General features: G+C 41.9%; 18 protein-coding genes and 1 pseudogene. 4 read left to right on the forward strand and 15 right to left on the reverse strand.

Annotated features, from left to right (window positions below):
* Positions 1 to 255 (forward strand): annotated as a pseudogene (locus ODU50_RS03995) (IS4 family transposase); the annotation flags it as partial.
* Between the two features lie 155 nt (positions 256 to 410).
* On the opposite strand, the gene ODU50_RS04000 reads toward ODU50_RS03995, so the two are convergent.
* The 5 genes from ODU50_RS04000 to ODU50_RS04020 all read right to left on the reverse strand — a co-directional run bounded on the left by ODU50_RS04000 (position 411) and on the right by ODU50_RS04020 (position 6,394).
* Entirely contained in the window at positions 411 to 1,313 is a 903-nt protein-coding gene (locus ODU50_RS04000) for an ABC transporter permease (RefSeq protein WP_044759829.1), read from the reverse strand.
* Between the two features lie 13 nt (positions 1,314 to 1,326).
* The gene (gene opp4B, locus ODU50_RS04005; RefSeq protein WP_002938143.1) at positions 1,327 to 2,283 is read right to left on the reverse strand and encodes an oligopeptide ABC transporter permease; all 957 of its coding nucleotides are present in this window, start codon (positions 2,281 to 2,283) and stop codon (positions 1,327 to 1,329) included.
* Position 2,284: 1 nt separating this feature from the next.
* Positions 2,285 to 3,226, reverse strand: coding sequence for an ATP-binding cassette domain-containing protein (locus tag ODU50_RS04010; RefSeq protein ID WP_002938145.1), 942 nt, complete (start codon positions 3,224 to 3,226; stop codon positions 2,285 to 2,287).
* A 2-nt stretch (positions 3,227 to 3,228) separates the two neighbouring features.
* Positions 3,229 to 4,227, reverse strand: a complete 999-nt coding sequence (locus ODU50_RS04015) for an ABC transporter ATP-binding protein (RefSeq protein WP_002942324.1) — start codon at positions 4,225 to 4,227, stop codon at positions 3,229 to 3,231.
* A 376-nt stretch (positions 4,228 to 4,603) separates the two neighbouring features.
* Positions 4,604 to 6,394, reverse strand: coding sequence for an oligopeptide ABC transporter substrate-binding protein (locus tag ODU50_RS04020; protein ID WP_105159646.1), 1,791 nt, complete (start codon positions 6,392 to 6,394; stop codon positions 4,604 to 4,606).
* A 212-nt stretch (positions 6,395 to 6,606) separates the two neighbouring features.
* On the opposite strand from ODU50_RS04020, the gene pbp3 reads away from it, so the two are divergent.
* A complete protein-coding gene (pbp3, locus tag ODU50_RS04025; RefSeq protein ID WP_105159647.1) occupies positions 6,607 to 7,848 on the forward strand; it encodes a D-alanyl-D-alanine carboxypeptidase PBP3 in 1,242 nt (413 codons plus the stop codon).
* A 406-nt stretch (positions 7,849 to 8,254) separates the two neighbouring features.
* On the opposite strand, the gene sufB is transcribed toward pbp3, so the two are convergent.
* From sufB to ODU50_RS04065, 8 genes are all read right to left on the reverse strand, one after another.
* Positions 8,255 to 9,670, reverse strand: a complete 1,416-nt coding sequence (sufB, locus tag ODU50_RS04030; protein WP_105105668.1) for a Fe-S cluster assembly protein SufB — start codon at positions 9,668 to 9,670, stop codon at positions 8,255 to 8,257.
* A 349-nt stretch (positions 9,671 to 10,019) separates the two neighbouring features.
* A complete protein-coding gene (gene sufU, locus ODU50_RS04035) occupies positions 10,020 to 10,460 on the reverse strand; it encodes a Fe-S cluster assembly sulfur transfer protein SufU (RefSeq protein ID WP_024385595.1) in 441 nt (146 codons plus the stop codon).
* Entirely contained in the window at positions 10,447 to 11,670 is a 1,224-nt protein-coding gene (locus ODU50_RS04040) for a cysteine desulfurase (RefSeq protein ID WP_105159648.1), read from the reverse strand. The genes sufU and ODU50_RS04040 overlap by 14 nt, the downstream gene beginning before the upstream one ends.
* Positions 11,671 to 11,673: 3 nt before the next feature.
* On the reverse strand, positions 11,674 to 12,936 hold the full coding sequence (sufD, locus tag ODU50_RS04045) for a Fe-S cluster assembly protein SufD (RefSeq protein WP_024381049.1): 1,263 nt from the start codon (positions 12,934 to 12,936) through the stop codon (positions 11,674 to 11,676).
* A 16-nt stretch (positions 12,937 to 12,952) separates the two neighbouring features.
* Positions 12,953 to 13,726, reverse strand: coding sequence for a Fe-S cluster assembly ATPase SufC (gene sufC / locus ODU50_RS04050; protein WP_002938165.1), 774 nt, complete (start codon positions 13,724 to 13,726; stop codon positions 12,953 to 12,955).
* Positions 13,727 to 14,276: 550 nt separating this feature from the next.
* Positions 14,277 to 15,449 carry a glycosyltransferase family 4 protein gene (locus tag ODU50_RS04055; RefSeq protein ID WP_398581327.1) on the reverse strand — a complete coding sequence of 391 codons (1,173 nt, stop codon included), beginning with the start codon at positions 15,447 to 15,449 and terminating at the stop codon, positions 14,277 to 14,279.
* Positions 15,446 to 16,168, reverse strand: a complete 723-nt coding sequence (gene mecA / locus ODU50_RS04060) for an adaptor protein MecA (RefSeq protein ID WP_002938171.1) — start codon at positions 16,166 to 16,168, stop codon at positions 15,446 to 15,448. Before mecA ends, ODU50_RS04055 begins: the two co-directional genes overlap by 4 nt.
* A gap of 127 nt (positions 16,169 to 16,295) precedes the next feature.
* Positions 16,296 to 17,132, reverse strand: a complete 837-nt coding sequence (locus ODU50_RS04065) for an undecaprenyl-diphosphate phosphatase (RefSeq protein ID WP_014638628.1) — start codon at positions 17,130 to 17,132, stop codon at positions 16,296 to 16,298.
* Between the two features lie 125 nt (positions 17,133 to 17,257).
* Between ODU50_RS04065 and ODU50_RS04070 the strand changes: the two genes are divergently transcribed.
* Positions 17,258 to 18,823, forward strand: coding sequence for an ABC transporter substrate-binding protein/permease (locus ODU50_RS04070; protein WP_014638629.1), 1,566 nt, complete (start codon positions 17,258 to 17,260; stop codon positions 18,821 to 18,823).
* Positions 18,816 to 19,559: an amino acid ABC transporter ATP-binding protein gene (locus tag ODU50_RS04075; RefSeq protein ID WP_105095944.1), complete on the forward strand. Its 744-nt coding sequence runs from the start codon at positions 18,816 to 18,818 to the stop codon at positions 19,557 to 19,559. Before ODU50_RS04070 ends, ODU50_RS04075 begins: the two co-directional genes overlap by 8 nt.
* Before the next feature lie 124 nt (positions 19,560 to 19,683).
* Here ODU50_RS04075 and ODU50_RS04080 read toward each other — a convergent pair whose 3' ends face one another.
* On the reverse strand, positions 19,684 to 19,893 hold the full coding sequence (locus tag ODU50_RS04080) for a hypothetical protein (protein ID WP_009910800.1): 210 nt from the start codon (positions 19,891 to 19,893) through the stop codon (positions 19,684 to 19,686).
* A gap of 85 nt (positions 19,894 to 19,978) precedes the next feature.
* On the reverse strand, positions 19,979 to 20,881 hold the full coding sequence (locus tag ODU50_RS04085; protein ID WP_002942264.1) for an SPFH domain-containing protein: 903 nt from the start codon (positions 20,879 to 20,881) through the stop codon (positions 19,979 to 19,981).
* Between the last annotated feature and the right edge of the window lies 1 nt (position 20,882).

Here is a 20,882-nt window from a genome sequence, read left to right on the forward strand (position 1 = left end):
CGCTTTATCAATTTTAATGTTTGTAAATGGCTAACCTCATACGTTGCTATTAAAACATCAAAGTTAAAACAGGCTTATAAAATTTGTTTTTCAGACGCTGTTTATGCCTGTCGAAAATTTCTTAGAGCTGAACTCACTTCCTTCCAATTGGAAACCTACATTACCAAACATTTATCCATCATCCGACCCAATCGAACGTTCCAAAGAAAGATAAAAAGCAAGGTACCTGTAAGCTTCACTTATAGAGTAACATAATAGTTGAAAAATAGGGTTAAAAAACCTCCTTTTTGTGCGCCCTAAATACAAAAACTATTCCCGTCTTGTCATCAACTGCTCAGACGGGAATAGTTTCTTTAGCTACTTAAATGCTTAACTCAATGACATTGCTCCCAAAGGAACCCTTTTCACAATTAACCTAAACGCTGCTTAGCATCTGCTGCACGTTGGAAAGCTTGTCCGACATAGTTGATACAGAGCATCATCACAAGGATGAAGATGGCTGCTGGCAACCAAATCCATGTCTTGTTTTCCAAAATATCTGCATTGCGGGCATTGGCAATCAAGGTACCCAAACTTGGTACTGTCGATGGTAGACCGAAACCAAGATAAGTCAACGAAGTCTCGATACCGATATTTCCCGCAAAGTTCAAGGTCAAGTTAACGATAATCAATGAACTTAAGTTTGGTAAAATTTCACGGAACATAATCATGAAGTCGCTTGTTCCCAATGTTTTTGATGCATTGACATAATCCAAGCTTGCCTCTGACAAAGTCCTTGTACGGAATAGACGAGCCTTGGCCGTCCAATAAAAGGCACTCATGATAAGAATGAAATGATAGATTGTATAGTTCTTGATAACTGTCACGAAAACAATAATCAACATTGTCACCGGCAAAATCATGATGAAATCGACAATACGCATCAAGAATCCGTCCAAACGACCGCCATAATAACCAGAAATCAGACCGACAGAGATTCCGACAATACTTGTAATAATCGTAATGGTAAAACCGATAATGATCGAGTTACGAGCACCGATAATCAGCTGACCAAAGATATCTTTACCACCTTCATCTGTCCCCAAGATATAGCCGTTAACACCTGGTTCCAAGTAACGTCCCAAAAGGTTGACTTTCATAACTTGTTCTTGATTCAACAGAAGTGCACCGATAAAGACTGCTAAGAGAACCGTCACTAAGATAATTAATGAGGTCAATGCAAGTCGATCTTTCATAAACTCCCGCGCGATGACACGGAAGCCACCTGGAGGAGTTGAAGCAGATTGTACTTGTTTTTTATTTTCTTTACTCACCTTACTCCTCCTTCTATTTCACACGGATACGTGGATCCACGATACTCATGATAATATCTGAAATCAATGTCCCCAACAAAGTACCCATACCAAATACCAACAATAAAGCTAAGATAACACTATAGTCACGACTAGAAATAGAGTTAAAGAATAACTGACCGATACCTGGGTAAGTGAAAATATTTTCAATAAAGATAGAACCACCAATTAATCCTGTCAATTCATAGCCCAAGAAAGATGCGATTGGTAAAATCGAATTACGGAAAATATGACGGTTATAAACAACTCTCTCAGGAACACCTTTGGCACGAGCTGTACGAACATAGTCCTGACTCTTAGCATCAATAATCCCCGTACGGAGATATTGAATAGTAACTGTTGTTGACAAAATAGCCATTGTAATCGCTGGCAGAATCATATGGTGTAAACGACTGAGAGTCGCTGCAAATCCTTCCACACCACCACTAATCGAACCGCGCGTCGGGAACCAGCCCAAACTAAAGCCAAACATCCAGAGCATGAGAATGGCAAAAACGAAAGTTGGAGTTGAAAATGTCAAGAAGTTATACACGCCAATGATTTTATCTGCAAGTGAGTTTTGATAACGACCTGCAATCATACCCAATGGAAGGGCAATCAAATAAGTCAATACCATCGTCAAGAGGGATAATCCAATTGTATTATTCAAGCGCTGCATGATGACATCAACAACTGGTTGTTTAAAAATAACACTCTGACCAAAATCTCCTTGCAAAAGATTGCCTACCCAGCGGAAATACTGAACAGGGATTGGGTCATAGTAACCTGCCGCAATCCGTTTTTGTTCAATGATTGCTGGATCAATATTGGGGTCAATCAATCCTGTAAAGGGATCTCCCGGCATCATCTTCGCAACAAAGAACGCAATGACACTCAAAATAATAATCTGCGGAATCATCATGAGTAAACGACGTAATACTGTTTTCCACATCTTAGTTCTGACCTCCTTCTGGAAGGGCTACTTGATGAGTTTCTGAGAAGGATCTCAAATCGTACACACGACCGTTTTCATCATAGTATTGACCTTGCATTTCTTGATATTCTTTTTCAGCAGCCAAACGCTTTTCTTTATTCTTCAATCGATTGAGTGGGTCAATCGTTGGAATAGCTGACAACAAACGTTTAGTATAAATGTGTTGTGGATTATTATAAATATCGTTCTTATTTCCTGTTTCTACGAAACGTCCGCGATACATGATGAACAATTCATCACACATGTGTTGCACAACACCGAGGTCATGGGAAATAAAGAGATAGCTGAGCTTAAACTCATCTTGGATACGTTTCATATAGTTCAAGACCTGTGCCTGCACAGACAAATCCAAGGCAGAAACCGGCTCGTCTGCAATAATCAAACGAGGATTACTAGCCAAGGCACGAGCAACACCGATACGTTGGCGTTGACCACCTGAGAATTCGTGAGGATATTTAATCAGAGCTTCTTCATTTAGACCGATTGTATCCAAGAGTTGAAGAACTTTTTTCTTTTCTTCATCTGGAGATAAACGGTCAAAGTTACGAATTGGTTCTGCAATGATGTCCAAGATACGTTTTTTCGGGTTGAAACTTGAAAGAGAATCTTGGAAAATCATTTGAACATCACGATTAAAGTTTCCTTTTTTACCACGTGATTTGTTGGTTACATTTTGTCCTTCATAGATAATCTGACCAGAAGTGGCACGCTCTAAACCGATAATTGCCTTACCAATGGTCGATTTCCCAGAACCTGACTCACCTACCAAACCATAGGTTTTTCCTTCTTCAAACTCAATATTAACGCCATCGACAGCATAGACATGATCCGTCACACGGTTAAAGAAGCCACTACGAATTGGATAATGGACTTTTAAATCTTTTACTTCAATAAATCCCACTATTAGGCCTCCCCTTCAAAATAGAATGTCTCATGGCAGGTACAACGAACAAAGTGATTTGGGCCTACCTCGTGCATACTCGGATTCTCTTCATGAGCTTCTGCTCCAATCCACGGAATACGCGGAGCAAAACGGCAACCCTTACGAACCATTTTTGTAATCGGCGGCACAATACCTTCAATAACATGAAGATCGCCACCCTCGCTACCTGATTGAGGATTTGACTTCAAGAGCGAACGTGTATATGGATGTTTTGGATTGGTAAACAATTCTTCTACTGGCGCTACTTCGACAAACTGACCACCGTACATGACCGCCACACGATCAGCAGTCTCTGCAACCACTCCCAAGTCATGGGTAATCAAAATAATACCCGAACCTGTCTCCGCTTGAATATCATTTAAGAGATCCAAGATTTGTGCTTGAATTGTAACATCCAAGGCCGTTGTAGGTTCGTCCGCAATAATAATTGGCGGTTTACAAGACAAGGCCATCGCAATAATGATACGCTGACGCATACCACCTGAAAGCTCATGTGGATACTGTTTAAATGTCCGCTTAGGATTTGGAATACCTACCTGAGCCAAGAGTTCCAAAACTCGCTCTGTACGAGCATTGGCATCCAAATCAGTATGATAGAACAGTGCCTCATCAATCTGTGCACCAATCGTCATCAATGGATTTAGAGAAGCCAAGGGATCTTGGAAAATCATACCAATATCATTACCACGTACCGTATTGTACTTAGCTTCATCCATGCCAATCAATTCCATATCATTGTACTGGATGCTTCCTGTGATTTTGGTATTCAAAGGGTTATGCAAGCCCATGATGGTCGTTGCCAAAGTTGATTTACCACAGCCAGATTCCCCTACAATTGCCAAAATTTCATTTTTTTGCAATGAGATATCAACACCGTCAACAGCGTCAAAATAATCATCTCCAATACGGAAACCGACGTGTAAATCTTTAATGTCTAAAAGCGGTTTTTCGGTAGCCACGCTTTTTCCTCCTTTATGTGCCAGCTAATCAAGCTCAATCAATTCAATAGCCTTACGATTATCAAGTTCATATAATGTTTGATTAACTGACTTTATATAACTACTCTAGAATAACATATTTCTACCAAATTATCGTTTGATAGCGATTACCCAGAAGTAAAAAATGTACCTATATCCAATCATAAATCAAGACCATCCCTATCACTGTCTCAATTAGGAATTGAGTAGGTTAATGTTTTTCATCTTGAGTTTTTGTTAGTAGGGACTCATTTTTGTGTACTGAATCTACTATACCACAATTATCTGAAAATTCCAATAGCAATCTGAAAAAAGCCAATCAAATTGGCTTTTTCAGATTTTATTGTCTTCTAACAAATTATTCTGCCACTACACCTTTATCAGCAGTAAGTTCGATATTCTCAAGAGCGATACCTTTACCTGAAGCTGAACCGTAGTTAGTGTCATAGTTTTTCACGCGTTTGTTAAGTGCTACAATTGACTCAGATTCAAATGTTGGAATAGCAAATGCTTGTTCGTAAGCATATTTTTGCCAAGCCTTATAGTTCTCAACATTTTTCTTGTCGTCAAATGATTCTGTCGAACTAATTGCTTCCAATAACTTAGTGTTTTCATCAGACACGAAACGTGACATATTGAAGGCTGCGATAGGTCCCCATAGACCACTTGGGTTTGGATCGTAACCTGTTGACCATCCACCAGCATACATATCAATAGCAGCATCATTAGCCTGAACTGAGTTATAGAACGACTTACCTTCAACTGTACGTCCTGTGTAAAGTTCGACATTCAAGCCAACTTCTTTCCACCAAGCAATGTATTGTTGTACAAGCGCTTCGTTAGCTTCAGTACGTTTACGAGCCGCAAAGGTAATCTTGAATGCCTTACCATCTTTGCCTTCACGGATACCATCGCCATCTACATCTTTGTAGCCAGCTTCATCCAAAAGCTTTTTCGCTTTTTCAGGATTGTATGAATAGCCTTCCAACTCTGAATCATGAATATCTCCGAAGAATGAGATAATCAATGATTTTGCAGGGTGGTAAAGACCATTGTACAATGACTCACCAGCTGTCTTAGTATCAATCGCATAGGCAATTGCTTGACGAAGTTTCACATCATTCATCTTGGCATTTTCGTCCATAACGTTCTTACCGGCTGCTTCGTCATATTTACCAAAATTAAATGAAATGTATTCATAAGATGAGTCCAAAGAACCAACAATATTCAAGTTAGATGCTTTTTTATATGAATCCAACTGATCTACTGGCATGTCAGCAATATCATAATTCCCCGCTTTCATTTCAGAAACAATAGTATCAGGAGATACGATGTCAATCTTCAATGAGCTTGTTTTTGGTTTCGTACCTTTGAAGAAGTATTCGTTTGGTACGTAAGTGATAGACTCACCATTGACGATTTCTTTAATCTTCCACGGACCCATACCAACAAGCTTCGCAGTACGTGAGTATTCGCTCTTTTCCCAGTCTGCAACAGGGATGTCTTTATAGATGTGTTCTGGTTGGATATAGGCTGGGACATCACCACCTGCATACATCATTGAAGGGGACATTTCTTTTACAGTTAATTCTACTGTATAGTCATCAACTTTCTTAATACCAGAGATGTCTGATGCTTTTCCATCAACAAATTCTTGCATACCTTCAATGTTCAAGAATTTATCATCAAAACGAATACCTGTATAGTCTTTGCTTGCCATTGACTTAATTGTAAAGATATAGTCGTTGATTGTGAATGGCTCACCATCTGACCACTTGTAATCCTTACCAGTCAAGCTGACTGTGATTTTCTTACCTTTCACATCAAATTCAGCCTTAGCAAGACCAGAATCATCCAACTTACGATCTCCATCGTAACCGAACATTGAAATATCAACCATACCACCAAATGTTGAATCAGTAGTATTCTCAGTCAACTCGTCAATCAAGAGACCCGATGAAGTTGTTGGTGACACAAATGCATATTTCAATTGAGCATCTGCGACTGCTGTTCCATCTTGTTTTACTTCAGCTGGGAATGACAATTCCTGTTTTGCTGCACCTGATTGTTTTGAACCACATGCTGCAAGAACAGATGCTGAAAGGAGAGTCACACCTGCAAGTGCAAAAAGTTTCGTTGTCTTTTTCATAAAACACCTCTGTTTTCTTTTTGTTTGACACTTATTACTATGTCTTATAAAAATCATTATATCATAAATTTTTCTTAAATAAAGTCTTTTTGTCAGAAAATTTTGTAAAAACATATTTTTTCATCATTTTCTCATTTTTTACATGTTTTTTCCAAATTTTTCTCACATTTCTTGTGATATAATAGAATAAAATACCCCAAAAAGGAATGATTATGCGTAAACTTTTACTAACACTCACTACAATCCTTGCTGTTTTTTTAACTTCCACACCTATTTTGGCAGAAGATTTTTCTGTTGCAGCCAAGCATGCTATCGCGGTTGAAGTAAGTAGCGGCAAAATCTTGTATGAGCAAGATGCCGAAACCAAAGCAAGCATTGCTTCTATCAGTAAGACATTGAGCATTTACCTGGTCTACGAAGCACTGGCAAAGGGGGAAATCACTTTAGATACTATGGTAGATATTTCTGATTATCCCTATAGCCTCACTTCTAATACTGAATTAAGCAATGTCAATCTAGATGAACGCTCCTATTCTGTAAGAGACCTATTAAACGCTTCTTTAATAACATCATCCAACAGTGCTATTATTGCTTTGGCAGGAAAAATAGCCGGTAGCGAAGCTGCATTCGTGGATCGAATGAAGGCAAAAGTCCAAGAATGGGGAATTACCGATACAAAAATTGTCAATGTATCCGGGCTAGATAATACCGACTTGGGTGAAAATATTTATCCAGGTTCCAGTCCTGAAGATGTAAATATGTTTTCGGCCCTAGATGTTGCTATCATCGCAAGACGATTAATACTCGATTATCCTCAGGTACTCGACATTACCTCACTAAACGCCTACGATTTTGGTGGCTACACTTACTATAGCACCAACCAAATGCTGAGCGACGGCACTCACGCTCGTGGAGGGGTGGACGGCTTAAAAACAGGGACCTCAAACTCGGCTGGTTCAAGTTTTCTTGCAACAACTCAACAAGCTGGTATGCGCATTATCACAGTAGTATTGAATGCCACTGATGGGCTGACCTCTCCAGAAAATCGATTTGTTGCGACAAATGATTTGATGAACTATGTTTATTCTAACTTTTCGCTTGTTACGCTAGTAAAAAAAGGTGAAGCTTTTGAAGATAGTAAGATAAAGGTTTTCAATGGCGAAAAAGAAACAAGTCCTGTTGTTGCGGCAGCAGATTTAACTGTTGTTCAACGAAATCAAACTGATAATGTCCCCACCGCAACTTTCACAACGGATATAAAAGAAATTGATGCTCCCCTCAAAGCAGGGACCCTAGTTGGCAAACTGCAACTGAAAGATCAAGATCTCATTGGAAAAGGTTATATTTCCGAACAAGCTGGTGTCGATATGATTATCCCTAGCGATATGAAAGAAGCATCCTGGCCATTCTCATGGTGGAATCAATTTGTCCGCTATGTCAATGAAAAATTATAAAAAAATAGTATGTCGAACGATTTTCGACATACTATTTTTTTATCGTAGAGTGACAACCGCTACTCCTTATCTCCAGCCTCGGTTGGAGAGTGAGTTGGTGAGAGTTCCTGACGGAAAATGACGAGCGTGGAAGGTAACAATTCCATTCGTCAATTTATAAAGAAGAGTGACTACCGTCGCTCCTCATCTCCTACCTCAGTGGGGAGTTTGACGGGCTTGAACAGCTTTAAAGCTGTTTGAGTCACAAGGTTGGCTGAATTACAAAGAGGAGCGATTTCTAACGCTCCTTATTTCCAACGAGCGTTGGCATTACAATGTAGAGTAGCTTTCGCTACTCCTTATCTCCCACCTCGGTTGGAGATTTTTTGGCTTTTAGCAAACTCATGTTTGCTAAATTGCCAAAAATCTAACCAACCGAGCCCTCCATTTCATAGGCAATCAGTCTGTTGAGTTCGACTGCGTATTCCATTGGGAGTTCTTTTGTGAATGGTTCGACAAAGCCCATGACAATCATCTCTGTGGCTTCTGACTCGGACAAGCCACGGCTCATGAGGTAGTAAAGCTGTTCTTCTGAGATTTTGGATACTTTTGCTTCGTGTTCGAGGGCCACTTGTGAGTTGTGGATTTCATTAAATGGAATGGTATCTGATTTGGAAATATCATCCATGATAATGGTATCACATTCAATGTGGCTGATAGACTTGGCTGAATTTTTAGCAAAGGTCACTTGACCACGGTAGTTGACCTCTCCACCACCACGGGCAATGGATTTGGATACGATAGATGATGAGGTGCGTGGGGCGTTGTGAATCATCTTAGCACCGGTATCTTGGGCCTGCCCCTTATTAGCAAAGGCAATGGACAACATGGTTCCACGTGCCCCTTCACCTTCTAGGTAAACCGCAGGGTATTTCATGGTCGTTTTGGCACCAAGGTTTCCGTCAATCCACTCAACTGTAGCATTTTTCTCAGCACGAGCACGCTTGGTTACTAAGTTATAGACATTGTCTGACCAGTTCTGAATGGTGGTATAACGCATATAGGCACCTTCGTGGGCGATGATTTCCACAATCGCTGCATGAAGACTTGCCGTTGAGTAGGTCGGTGCCGTACAGCCTTCTACGTAGTGAACACTTGCCCCTTCATCTACGATGATGAGGGTGCGTTCAAACTGACCTGTTCCTTCATTGTTGATACGGAAGTAGGTTTGGAGTGGAATATCCAGCTTGACACCTTTTGGTACATAGATGAAGGTTCCACCTGACCAAACCGCTGAGTTGAGGGCAGCTAGTTTATTATCTGACGGCGGAACAAGTTTTCCAAAGTATTTTTTGAAGAGTTCTGGATGTTCCTTGAGAGCCGTGTCGGTATCCGTAAAGATAATGCCATGCTTGTCGTACTCTTCCTTCATGTTGTGGTAGACCACTTCTGATTCATACTGGGCAGAAGCACCTGCTAGGTAGGCACGCTCGGCCTCTGGAATACCGATGCGTTCAAAGGTTTCCTTGATTTTGTCTGGTACATCATCCCAGCTGCGTGCTGGCTTATCTGACGGTTTTTGGTAATAGACAATGTCATCAAAATCCAGCTCAGACAAGTCGGCTCCCCAAGTCTGCATCGGCATTTTCTTGAAGGTTTCGTAGGATTTCAAACGGAATTCCAACATCCATTCAGGCTCGCCTTTGATACGGGACATTTCACGAATGACTTCTTCGTTCAAACCCTTACCTGTCGAAGCCACCAGTTCCACGTTCTCGTCATGGAAACCGAATTTGTATTCTCCAAGATCAATCGGGGTTGGTTCAATTCTTTCTTCTGACATAATATAAGATACTAAGCCCCTTAAGAAAGCAAATGAAAAACAGGAAATCGACTTCGTGTGCAAACACACGCGGAGATTTATCTTTTTTCAAAAGCTTTTAGGGCGAGTTCAATTTCATTTCCAATCAGAAACTGAACAATCCTTTCTGTATGATTTTCATTTTTGTTTATTCGATGATGCTCAGTAAGCATCTTCACTTCGTTCGATTGCTTTCTTCAAGACACTAAACTTGGTTGGAACTAAAGTTCCTAACCAAGTAACGCAAGGTTCTAATCAACCTTGCTAAGTGGCTTACTAATTGGCTGATTTTGGTAATATCGACCAAAATCGCTCATGTCGCAGTTACCCTTCATTCAGCACTGTCACTTCGTTCCAGTGCTTTCTTCAGGGCATTCCACGGTAATGTGGCACATTTGATGCGTTGGGGGAATTTGGCAACACCTGCGAGGAGGGAGGCGTCTCCCAGTTCCTTCTGGCGTGGGTCTTCTTGACCTTGGACCATTTGTGAGAAGATTTCTGCTAGTTCTTGAATCTGACTGATTTCTTTGCCAAGCACTGCTTCAGTCATCATAGAAGCTGATGCGGTTGAAATGGTGCACCCAACTCCGTCAAAAGCAATATCGGCAATCACATCTTTTTCAATCTTGACTGATAGTTCAATCACATCGCCACAGGTTGGATTGTGGAGTTCTAACTTTTCCACTCCGTCCAAACTTCCGCGGTGACGAGGCGACTTGGAGTGCTCAGACACAACTGCCATATAAAGAGAGTCTAATCTAGATAGGGCCATTGAAAAACTCCTTTGTCTTGATGATTGCCTCAACCAACTTATCACAGTCGGCCTTGGTATTGTAGATGTAAAAACTTGCTCGCACGGTGGCGGGCACCTGCAAGTACCTGAGAAGCGGTTGGGCACAATGGTGGCCAGCCCGCACAGCAACACCTTCATAGTCCAAGGCAGTTGCCACGTCATGTGGATGCAAGTCGTCCAAGTTAAAGGCGATAACTCCCGTCCGCTTGGACAGGTCCTGACTGCCATAAATGGTCAAACCTGAAATAGCCTGTAATTTGGGAAAGACATAGTCAACCAGCTCTGCCTCGTGGGCCTGAATAGCGTCCATGCCAATTTCCGTTAGGTAATCAATGGCCGCTCCCAGCCCAATGGCACCTGCAATGTTAGGCGTTCCAGCTTCAAACTTCCAAGGCAATTCCTTCCAAGTGGCTGACTGCTCATAGACAAAGTCAATCATCTCACCACCGAATTCAACAGGCGACATGAGATTGAGCAATTCTTCCTTGCCGTAGAGAACGCCGATTCCTGTCGGTCCTAACATTTTATGACCTGAAAAGGCATAAAAGTCCACATCTAATTCTTGCACGTTGACGGCCATGTGGGGAACTGACTGGGCTCCGTCCACCACCAAGTAGGCACCGACTTGATGCACCAGCTCTGCTATTTCCCCAATAGGAGCCACGCCACCTAGGACATTGGACACGTGGGCTAGGGAGACAAACTTGGTCTTGGAAGACAGTAGCGACCGCAGGTGGTCCATGTCTAGCTCGCCGTCTTTTAGGGTCACATAGCGGAGCTTAGCACCTGTTTGCTGACAGGCTTGCTGCCAAGGGATGATATTGGAGTGGTGCTCTTGGACCGAGAGGATCACTTCCTGGTCTGGCTGGAGAATTTCCTTTGCAAACTGAGCCACCCAGTTAAGACTGGTGGTCGTTCCTCTGGTGAAGAGGATTTCCTTGCTAGACTTGGCCTGGATAAAATCTGCCACCTTCTGTCGAGCCGCCTCGTAGCGAGCCGTCGCCCGCTCAGATAGAGTGTGAACGCCACGGTGGACATTGGCATTGTCCTTCTGGTAATAATCCGCCAGCACATCTAGTACCTGCTGCGGTTTTTGAGTGGTCGCCGCATTGTCCAAATAGACCAGCGGCTCATCGTTAACAACTTGGTCTAGGATTGAAAAATCCTTGCGAATGCGTTCCAAATCCATATCTTATCTCTTTGTTAGTTTTTCTTCAATCACGGCAATCAGTTGGTCACGAACTTCCTTGACAGGAATTTCGGTAATGACTGCGCCAAGGAAACCGCGAACAACCAAGCGTTCAGCAGTTGCTCGGTCCAGACCACGACTCATGAGGTAGTACATGTCTTCTGGATCTACCTGACCGATTGAGGCTGCGTGTCCAGCTGTGACCTCATTCTCATCGATAAGGAGAATTGGGTTGGCATCGGAGCGAGCCTTGTCAGACAGCATGAGGACACGGCTTTCTTGCTGGGCATCCGCACCTTTGGCACCACGAACAATGTGTCCGATACCATTAAATGTCAAGGTTCCGCTTTCTAAGATAACCCCATGTTGCAGGATGTGACCGACCGAATTATGACCGTAGTTGGTCACGCGCGTATCCACACCTTGTACCTGACGACCAGATGAAAGGCCGACAACTTTGAGGTTGGCATGACTGCCGTTTCCTTTTAATTCGCTGTCCAAATCGGCAACCACATTTCCTTCGTTGAGCAGACCAATCGCCCAGTCAATCGTTGCATCGTTTCCGAGATAGCCACGACGGTTGAGGTAGGTATCTAAATGCTTACCAAGGCGGTCAATAGCCGCAAACTTGATTTGGCTACCAGCAAGAGCAATTACTTCCACGACAATATTGGCTGAAGTCGCTACTGCTCCGTCTCCCAGACTTTCAAAGCGTTCTAGATAATTAAGCTTGGCATTTTTTCCAGCGATGATGAGGACACGTTTGTTAAAGGCAACTGGACTGGTGCTGTCTTGGTAGAAAAGGGCCTCAACTGGCTGGTCGATTTCAACATTATCTGGTACGTAGAGGACAGCTGTTGCGTTAAAATAGGCTGTGTTGTAGGCTGCTAATTTGTGCTCATCGTAGGCTACGGCTACTCCAAGATATTTCTCGATAACATCTGGAATAAAATCCATAGCTGAGGCAAAGTCCGTAAAGACCACACCTTTTTCTACAAGGTCAACCGGCAACTGCTCTAAAACCGTTTGGCTGCCAACCTGTACCAACATAGGATTATCACCAATAGCTGTAAAATCTGGCACAGCTCCGATTTCATCATTTGTAGCTAGGCTTCCGTCACCTAGATTCCAACGATGAAATTTGACCCGCTCGATAACCGGCAAGTCCAGCTCTGCTATTTTGTCAAAAGCCTTAAGGCGCAGGTCTGTCAACCAAGTTGGTTCTGCCTGCAAGGCTGAAAATTCTTGAATCTTTTCTTTGGTCATAGCTTCCTCCAAAGACTTAAATGTCATCTTCTTTGTAGTCGATGCCAAGCTCTGCTGCAACTTGGACATATCCTTCTTTTTCCAAGCGTTGCGCCAATTCTGGTCCGCCTGAAAGCACGACACGGCCTTCCATCATGACATGGACAACATCAGGAGTGATGTAGTTGAGCAAGCGTTGGTAGTGAGTGATAATCATGGCACCAAAGCCTTCACCACGCATAGCATTGATCCCTTTTGACACGACTTTAAGGGCATCGATGTCCAAACCTGAGTCAATCTCATCAAGAAGGGCAAAAGTTGGTTCCAACATGAGTAATTGCAGAATCTCATTGCGTTTTTTCTCACCACCTGAGAAGCCTTCGTTGAGGTAACGCTCTGCCATTTCCTCTTTCATGTTAAGGAGCTCCATCTTTTCATCCAACTTAGTAATGAAATCACGAACAGAAATCTTGTCTTCGTCTTCCTTACCAGCGTTCATTGCGGCACGAAGAAATTCCGCATTAGTAATCCCTGGAATTTCTGACGGGTATTGCATAGCCAAGAAGAGTCCCATACGGGCACGTTCATCGACTTCTAATTCTAAAATATTGACACCGTCAAACAGAATCTCACCTTGGGTAACTTCATAACTTGGATTGCCCATGATGGCTGCTGAAAGGGTGGATTTTCCTGTTCCGTTCGGTCCCATGATGGCTGCAATTTCTCCTGTTTTAAGGGTCAAATTCACCCCCTTCAAGATTTCTTTGCCTTCAATTTCCACATGAAGGTCTTTGATCTCTAATACTGACATGTTGTGCTCCTTTTCATTTTTGTCCTCTTCAAAAACCACATTAACTGACCAAGCTAACTAGATACACCGATAAGACTCAACTTTGGCAGTGGAGAAAGAACTCGACCATTCATAGAAGAGTCCGTCAACAAGTCCTAGTTTTAAGTTGTTGAGCTGGGAGTGGGAAAGAACTCGACCATCCATAGAAGAGTTCGTTTTCCCACCCCCGCACAGTTGATTAGGTCAGATTTGAAGTGTAAAACACGAACAAATCTGCCAATCAACCACTGCGCTGAGATGTTGACACTAACGTTGAGAAGCGGTACGGGGCTTGAGCCCAGCCTCACTCCACTGGACTGTTAAACCCAATCAACCACTACTGCGCTGAGATGTTGACGCTAACTTTGAGAAGTGGTGCGGGGCTTGAGCCCTGCCTCTTTTTCTTGTTAATGATGATTTTCAGAGAGTGTTAATCTATAAAATAGTCTTTTCTGACAATTTTAATTAACCATATCCACTATATTATATCAAAAAAAGAGCCTGACGGCTCTTATCTTGTTTAGAAAGATTCTTATTTTCTTTTTTTCTCTTCGTAGCACTTTTTATACTTTGCGATTTTTTCTTGACGGTAACTACTATTACCAATAAACCGAAGAAGATTGAGCAATGGAGTTCTATTAATACCAAAGATGCCAATCAATTCACAGAGAATCTCAATCCCCAGTCCCATGGTCACCAATAGGAGAATACCCCCTATTCGACTCGAAACATTGAGCAAAAGAGAGGTCAGGGAGAATAAGAAAGAGATGGTGTAAATCACCAATACTGTGCCACGATGAGTAAGTCCCAGAGAGAGCAAGCGATGATGCAGATGCATCTTATCTGCTTCATAGATTTTTTGCCCAGACAATTTTCGACGAATGATGGCTACTACAGTATCCGTAATAGGCACTCCAAGAATAATCATCGGAGTAACCACTGCAACAGCTGTCGAATTTTTCAGTCCTTGAAGGGACAAGACTCCAATCATAAACCCGATGAAGAGGGCACCTGTATCGCCAAGATAAATGATGGCGGGATTATAGTTGTAAGGTAAAAAACCAACAATCGCCGCAACCAAAACAAAGATGGTTAAGGTCAAAAAAATATTGCTATCATGCAAAAAGAAATAAGACACAATTCCCATCGTTGTCAAGGAAATAATCGATACTCCCGAAACCAGACCATCCAGACCATCAATCAAGTTGACTGCATTCGTAATGGAAACAATCCAAAGGACCGTTAATAGAAAAGAGAGCCAGACAGGAAATTGAAGGAAAGGTCCTCCAAAAGGAATTTTAAAGCTATCAAAACGAAATTCCGTAAAAATCCAAATGATCGTCGCTGCAGCTAGAATACCAAACATTTTAGGAGCAGGCTTTAGCTCCTTGACATCATCAATGAATCCCGTAAGAACGATAATGCTGGATGCTAGGACCAGAGGCAAGATATAATGCAAGTAAGTGCCATGGTAATTGACACGGGTAACAATTCCTGGTAAAAACCATAGGACAGAAATGGTAAACGCCACAAAGATGGCCAGACCTCCCGCTGAAGGCATGGGCACCTTATTTATCCGCCGTGCATTGGGATTATCGACTGCTCCAACCCTCAGGGACATAAAACGAACCAAGGGGGTCGCAATGGCTGATATGACCATGGTTGTAATAATGACCATTATGTATTTTAGAGCAAAAGGAATCATACTGTCGGAACCTTCCTAAGCTCCTCGATTGCCGCAAGCGGAAGCATCAAAGTTCCGTGTTCTTGTAAAGCAGGTCTGGTCAACTTCGTATCATTGGTAAATTCCAACATTCGTGAGAGAATGTAGCCTGGATACTGCTTGGAACGATTTTCTACATTGATAAGAACGGTCAAGTAGTAGTGACCATCCATTTTATATAATTCCGATTCTTCTACTGGATAATCAACCGTACCAACAAAAGTAAACAGATCCTCTATCGTTGGAAATTCCAAAATATAGTAAATATAGCGCTCCTGCTCCTCTTCATCTGCTTCTTCCTCTTGCTCTACCTCTTCCAAATGACGAACGGCTGTTGCATCCGGTGCGCTTTTCTCACGAACGGTTTGCTCCAAACTCTTAAAAAACTCATCTGGAGTCATACTTGCGACATCACCAAGTTCCGACAAATCTGTAAATTCATCGAAATTCAAGCTCTGATCCAAATCAGACTTGGTAACAAAGATGTCCACCCGATCTGGCTTCGGAGTCACACGAAAACTCAGCATACCGCTTTCTCGGAAAGTCATTGGTAAATCCAATTCATCCAAAACAGTATAGAAGAACTCCTCTGTCTTTTCTTGCGGAATGAGAAAGTCCGAAAGTTCCATTCCTCTCTCTTCCAAATCATCTAATTTTATAGTGATTTTCAAGGTTGAATCACTAATTTGCTTTACTTTCATAACTACCTCATTCATTGATTCATCAATTTCTTAAAATTGATTGATCATTTTCAATACTCATACATATCTTCCACCATTATACTAAAACCAAGCTCGAAAGACAAAAGAAAAGCAGGTCTCCCTGCTCTTAAAATAAAAATGTGATAAAGGCATAAACCAATAAAATCGCCCCTAAAATGATGCGGTAGTAACCAAAAACTGTGAAATCATGTTTTTTAACAAAGTCTGTCAAGAAACGAATAACAACTAAGGATACCAAGTAAGCCGTCACACTAGCGACTAACAAGAGCCATACCTGCTCCATATTCAGACTATTGCCATCTAAGAAATATTTAACAGCCTTCAAGCCACTATAACCAAACATGGTTGGAATCCCAAGGAAGAAGGTAAAATCTGCCGCCACAGATCGGCTGGTCCCCAAAATGATTGCTCCCAGAATGGTCGCACCTGAGCGACTAGTCCCCGGAACGATACTTAAGACCTGGAAACACCCAATCAACAAGGCAGTTTTATAAGACATTTTCGCTAAGTCCGTCACCTGTGGCTCTACACCTCTGTTACGGTTCTCAATCCAAATAAAGGCAATACCGTAGACAATCAAAGCAATCGCAATCGGTACCATAAAATTGAAGTGCGCTTCAAACCAATTATCCAACGGGACTGCAATTAGGATGGACGGAATACAGGCAATGACAACCTTGGCCCATAATTGCCAAGTCAATTGAATATCACGCTTGGTTTTTCCAGGCTGAAATGGATTCAATTTTTTAAAGTAAATAGTCATAACTGCTAGAATTGCTCCTAGCTGAATGACAATATTAAACATTTCTAGGAAGTTCTTACTTTGGTTTAATTTCACGAACTCTTGAACCAAAATTAAATGCCCAGTTGAAGAAACTGGCAACCATTCCGTTACCCCTTCAATGATTCCTAAAAATATAGCCTTCAACAATTCCAATAGCATAAAAAGCTCCTTTTCATCAATTCTCTACATTATATCATAAAAAACTCCCTATTCATAGTACAAGGATATTGAAATTTGTCAGAATTTTTAATAAAATGGTGTAATAGCATTTTAAAGGAGACATTATGAAACGTAAACTCAGTATATTTCTGCTGACCCTAATCGCTGTTTTTTCTGTAACAACAGGGGTTCGGGCAGACGAATACCTGCGGGTCGGTATGGAAGCCGCCTACGCACCATTTAACTGGACCCAAGAAGATGATAGCAACGGTGCCGTTCCTATTGAGGGAACCAATCAATTTGCCAACGGATATGATGTTCAGGTTGCAAAAAAAATCGCTGCATCCATGGACAAAGAACTCTTGGTTGTTAAAACCAAGTGGGAAGGGTTGGTCCCTGCTCTTACATCGGGTAAAATCGATATGATTATCGCCGGTATGAGCCCGACAGAAGAGCGCAAGAAAGAAATTGCCTTCTCAGATAGCTACTACACTTCAATTCCTACCCTGGTTGTTCGTTCTGATAGTCAGTACGCAAACGCAACCAGCTTGGCAGATTTTACTGGCACAAAAATCACTGCCCAGCAAGGGGTTTACCTCTATGATTTGATTGACCAAATTGAAGGGGCTAACAAACAGACTGCCATGGGAGATTTCTCCCAAATCCGTCAAGCTTTAGAATCTGGCATTATTGACGCCTATGTTTCTGAACGTCCAGAAGGTCGTACAGCAGAAGCTGCAAATAAAGCTTTCAAAATGGTTGAATTGGCAGACAGTTTTGAAACCAATGCCGAAGACGTGACCATTGCTGTCGGTATGCGCAAAGATGACGCTCGTATCACTCAGGTCAACGAAGTCTTAGCAACTATTTCAGAAGAAGAGCAAATCGCACTTATGGATGATATGATTGAAAACCAACCCGTTGAAGAAGCCAGCGAGGGCGAAACACCTAGTTTCTTCGCCCAAGTTTGGAATATTGTTGTTAACAACTGGCAACAACTTCTGCGCGGAACCGGGATGACATTACTCATTTCCATCCTCGGTACAATTATCGGTACTGCTATTGGTCTCCTCATCGGTGTCTTCCGTACAGCTCCAAAAGCAGCAAACAAGGCGCTTGCTATTGGTCAAAAAGTGCTCGGTTGGATTATCAATATCTACATCGAAATTTTCCGTGGTACGCCGATGATTGTACAATCCATGGTTATTTACTATGGTACCGCCCAAGCATTCGGACTCAATCTTGACCGCACACTTGCCGCTATCTTCATTGTATCCATCAACACAGGTGCCTACATGAGTGAGATTGTCCGCGGTGGTATCTTTGCCGTCGATAAGGGCCAATTTGAAGCTGCGACTGCTCTCGGATTTACCCATAATCAGACCATGCGTAAGATTGTCCTTCCACAGGTTATTCGTAACATCTTACCAGCGACTGGTAATGAATTTGTCATCAATATCAAAGATACTTCTGTATTGAACGTTATCTCAGTTGTTGAACTCTATTTCTCAGGAAATACTGTCGCAACCCAAACCTATCAATATTTCCAAACCTTTACGGTTATTGCTATTATCTACTTCATTCTAACCTTTACTGTGACACGTATCTTACGCGCAGTTGAAAAGCATTTTGATACAGATACATACACAACAGGTGCAAACCAAATGCAAGTCGAGGTGCCACATGACTAAAAATGTAATTCTTGAAATCAAAAATCTAAAGAAATCATACGGACAAAATCAAGTCCTCAAAGACATCTCTATTAGCGTTGAAAAGGGCGAGGTTATCTCAATCATCGGTTCATCTGGTTCAGGAAAATCAACCTTCCTCCGATCTATCAACCTTTTGGAAACACCAACTGAAGGACAGATTCTATACCACGGACAAGATGTTTTGGATAAAGGATATGACTTGACGACTTACCGTGAAAAACTAGGTATGGTATTCCAATCCTTCAACCTTTTCAACAATCTAAATGTATTGGAAAATGCCATTGTAGCACAAACTACGGTACTGAAACGAGAGCGAGCTGAGGCAGAGAAAATCGCCAAGGAAAACCTCAACAAGGTTGGCATGACCGAACAGTACTGGCAAGCCAAACCAAGTCAACTCTCTGGTGGACAGAAACAACGTGTGGCCATTGCACGTGCCCTATCTGTTGACCCAGAAGTTATCCTCTTTGATGAGCCGACTTCTGCTCTCGATCCAGAGATGGTCGGAGAAGTTCTCAAAACCATGCAAGATTTGGCAAAATCAGGATTGACGATGCTTATCGTAACTCACGAAATGGAATTTGCCCGTGACGTATCTGACCGCGTTATCTTTATGGATAAGGGTGTCATCGCCGAAGAAGGCAGCCCTCAACAAATCTTTGAAAATCCACAAGAAGAACGCACACGTGAATTCCTTCAGCGTTTCCTTGGATAAACCCAATCTGTTCCATAGAAGACTATTACTTACCAGTTTCAAAGCTGGTAAGTTTTTTTAGACTAAAAAAAAGAGGAATCGCAAAATTCCTCTTTTTGGACATCTCTAAACGAAACCATTTAGATTAGTTTTCAAATTTCTTGTGGTTTTTGTCGTAAAAATCAATCAAACCCAAGGCAGTTGCAAATGAAATATTGTCAATCTTAGCGCGACCTTGTGCAAGAGCGATAACTGACATTTCACGAGCATTTGTTTCCTTACTGATACGGTAACCTGTGATTTTCTTTTCACGAACCCAGCCGACAACAGCGGCTACTTTTTCGTAACTAGTCATTAGAAACCCCTTTCTTTTTTATTCGTGCAATTTAGTATAATATGTTTTAACCTATTTTGTCAAGTAAAATGTTCGCTTTTTACCATCATTTTGCCCTAAGAGATGATAGTATTTGCGTCCTTATGTCTTCGACCCCCTCCGGATTCCCCGGAAGGAAGATAGTTTGATTACCTCCTTGTGCAAAATTATTAAGAGTATCCAAGTATTGGTTGGTCAGCAAGATAGACATAATCTGCTCTTCAGATAGGCTAACATTTGATTCTTTTAGTTCACGAATCGAATCTGCCAGTCCGTCTACAATCGCCTTACGTTGTTGTGCAATACCTACACCATGCAAGCGATCCTTTTCAGCTTCTGCTTCTGCTGCTGTGACAATTTTAATCTTGTCAGCTTCTGCCAATTCCTGGGCCGCAACCCGTTTCCGCTGAGCTGCGTTAATTTCATTCATAGATTGTTTAACCTCGGCGTCTGGCTCTACCTTGGTAATTAAGGTTTTGACAATAACATAACCGTAGGTTGACATTTCTTCTGCTACTTGTTTTTGTACCTCAAGTGCAATCTCATCCTTTTTTTCGAAGAGCTCATCCAGGGTCAATTTAGGTACAGATGAACGCAGGGCATCTTCAATATAGGACTTAATCTGTGCTTCTGGGTGCATGAGCTTGTAATAGGCATCCGTCACATTATTTTCATTTACTCGATATTGAGTTGCCACATTCATTGTGACAAAAACGTTATCCTGCGTCTTGGTTTCTACCACAATTTCACTTTGCAACATCCGCAATTGAATGCGGGCTGCGATGACATCGACTCCAAATGGTATTTTAAAGTTAATACCTGAAGTAGATGTTTTTTGGTATTTCCCAAAGCGCTCAATAATAGCGACCGTCTGCTGCTTGACAACGTATAGCCCTGAAGCAATCAAAATCAAAGCAATCAGTACAAAGAACAAGAAACTACCAATAAAAACAATTGGACCAAGCACCATA

This window comes from Streptococcus sp. 2020WUSS084 (assembly GCF_044427445.1).
Classification (GTDB): Bacteria; Bacillota; Bacilli; order Lactobacillales; family Streptococcaceae; genus Streptococcus; species Streptococcus suis.

Coding starts and splice junctions, on each gene's coding strand:
- ODU50_RS04070 (WP_014638629.1), top strand. CDS start 17,258: ATGAAACGTAAACTCAGTATATTTCTGCTGACCCTAATCGCTGTTTTT.
- ODU50_RS04040 (WP_105159648.1), bottom strand. CDS start 11,670: ATGGATTTGGAACGCATTCGCAAGGATTTTTCAATCCTAGACCAAGTT.
- ODU50_RS04075 (WP_105095944.1), top strand. CDS start 18,816: ATGACTAAAAATGTAATTCTTGAAATCAAAAATCTAAAGAAATCATAC.
- mecA (WP_002938171.1), bottom strand. CDS start 16,168: ATGAAAGTAAAGCAAATTAGTGATTCAACCTTGAAAATCACTATAAAA.
- ODU50_RS04065 (WP_014638628.1), bottom strand. CDS start 17,132: ATGCTATTGGAATTGTTGAAGGCTATATTTTTAGGAATCATTGAAGGG.
- sufB (WP_105105668.1), bottom strand. CDS start 9,670: ATGTCAGAAGAAAGAATTGAACCAACCCCGATTGATCTTGGAGAATAC.
- ODU50_RS04020 (WP_105159646.1), bottom strand. CDS start 6,394: ATGAAAAAGACAACGAAACTTTTTGCACTTGCAGGTGTGACTCTCCTT.
- ODU50_RS04055 (WP_398581327.1), bottom strand. CDS start 15,449: ATGATTCCTTTTGCTCTAAAATACATAATGGTCATTATTACAACCATG.
- ODU50_RS04085 (WP_002942264.1), bottom strand. CDS start 20,881: ATGGTGCTTGGTCCAATTGTTTTTATTGGTAGTTTCTTGTTCTTTGTA.
- sufC (WP_002938165.1), bottom strand. CDS start 13,726: ATGTCAGTATTAGAGATCAAAGACCTTCATGTGGAAATTGAAGGCAAA.
- sufU (WP_024385595.1), bottom strand. CDS start 10,460: ATGGCCCTATCTAGATTAGACTCTCTTTATATGGCAGTTGTGTCTGAG.
- pbp3 (WP_105159647.1), top strand. CDS start 6,607: ATGCGTAAACTTTTACTAACACTCACTACAATCCTTGCTGTTTTTTTA.
- sufD (WP_024381049.1), bottom strand. CDS start 12,936: ATGACCAAAGAAAAGATTCAAGAATTTTCAGCCTTGCAGGCAGAACCA.
- opp4B (WP_002938143.1), bottom strand. CDS start 2,283: ATGTGGAAAACAGTATTACGTCGTTTACTCATGATGATTCCGCAGATT.
- ODU50_RS04080 (WP_009910800.1), bottom strand. CDS start 19,893: ATGACTAGTTACGAAAAAGTAGCCGCTGTTGTCGGCTGGGTTCGTGAA.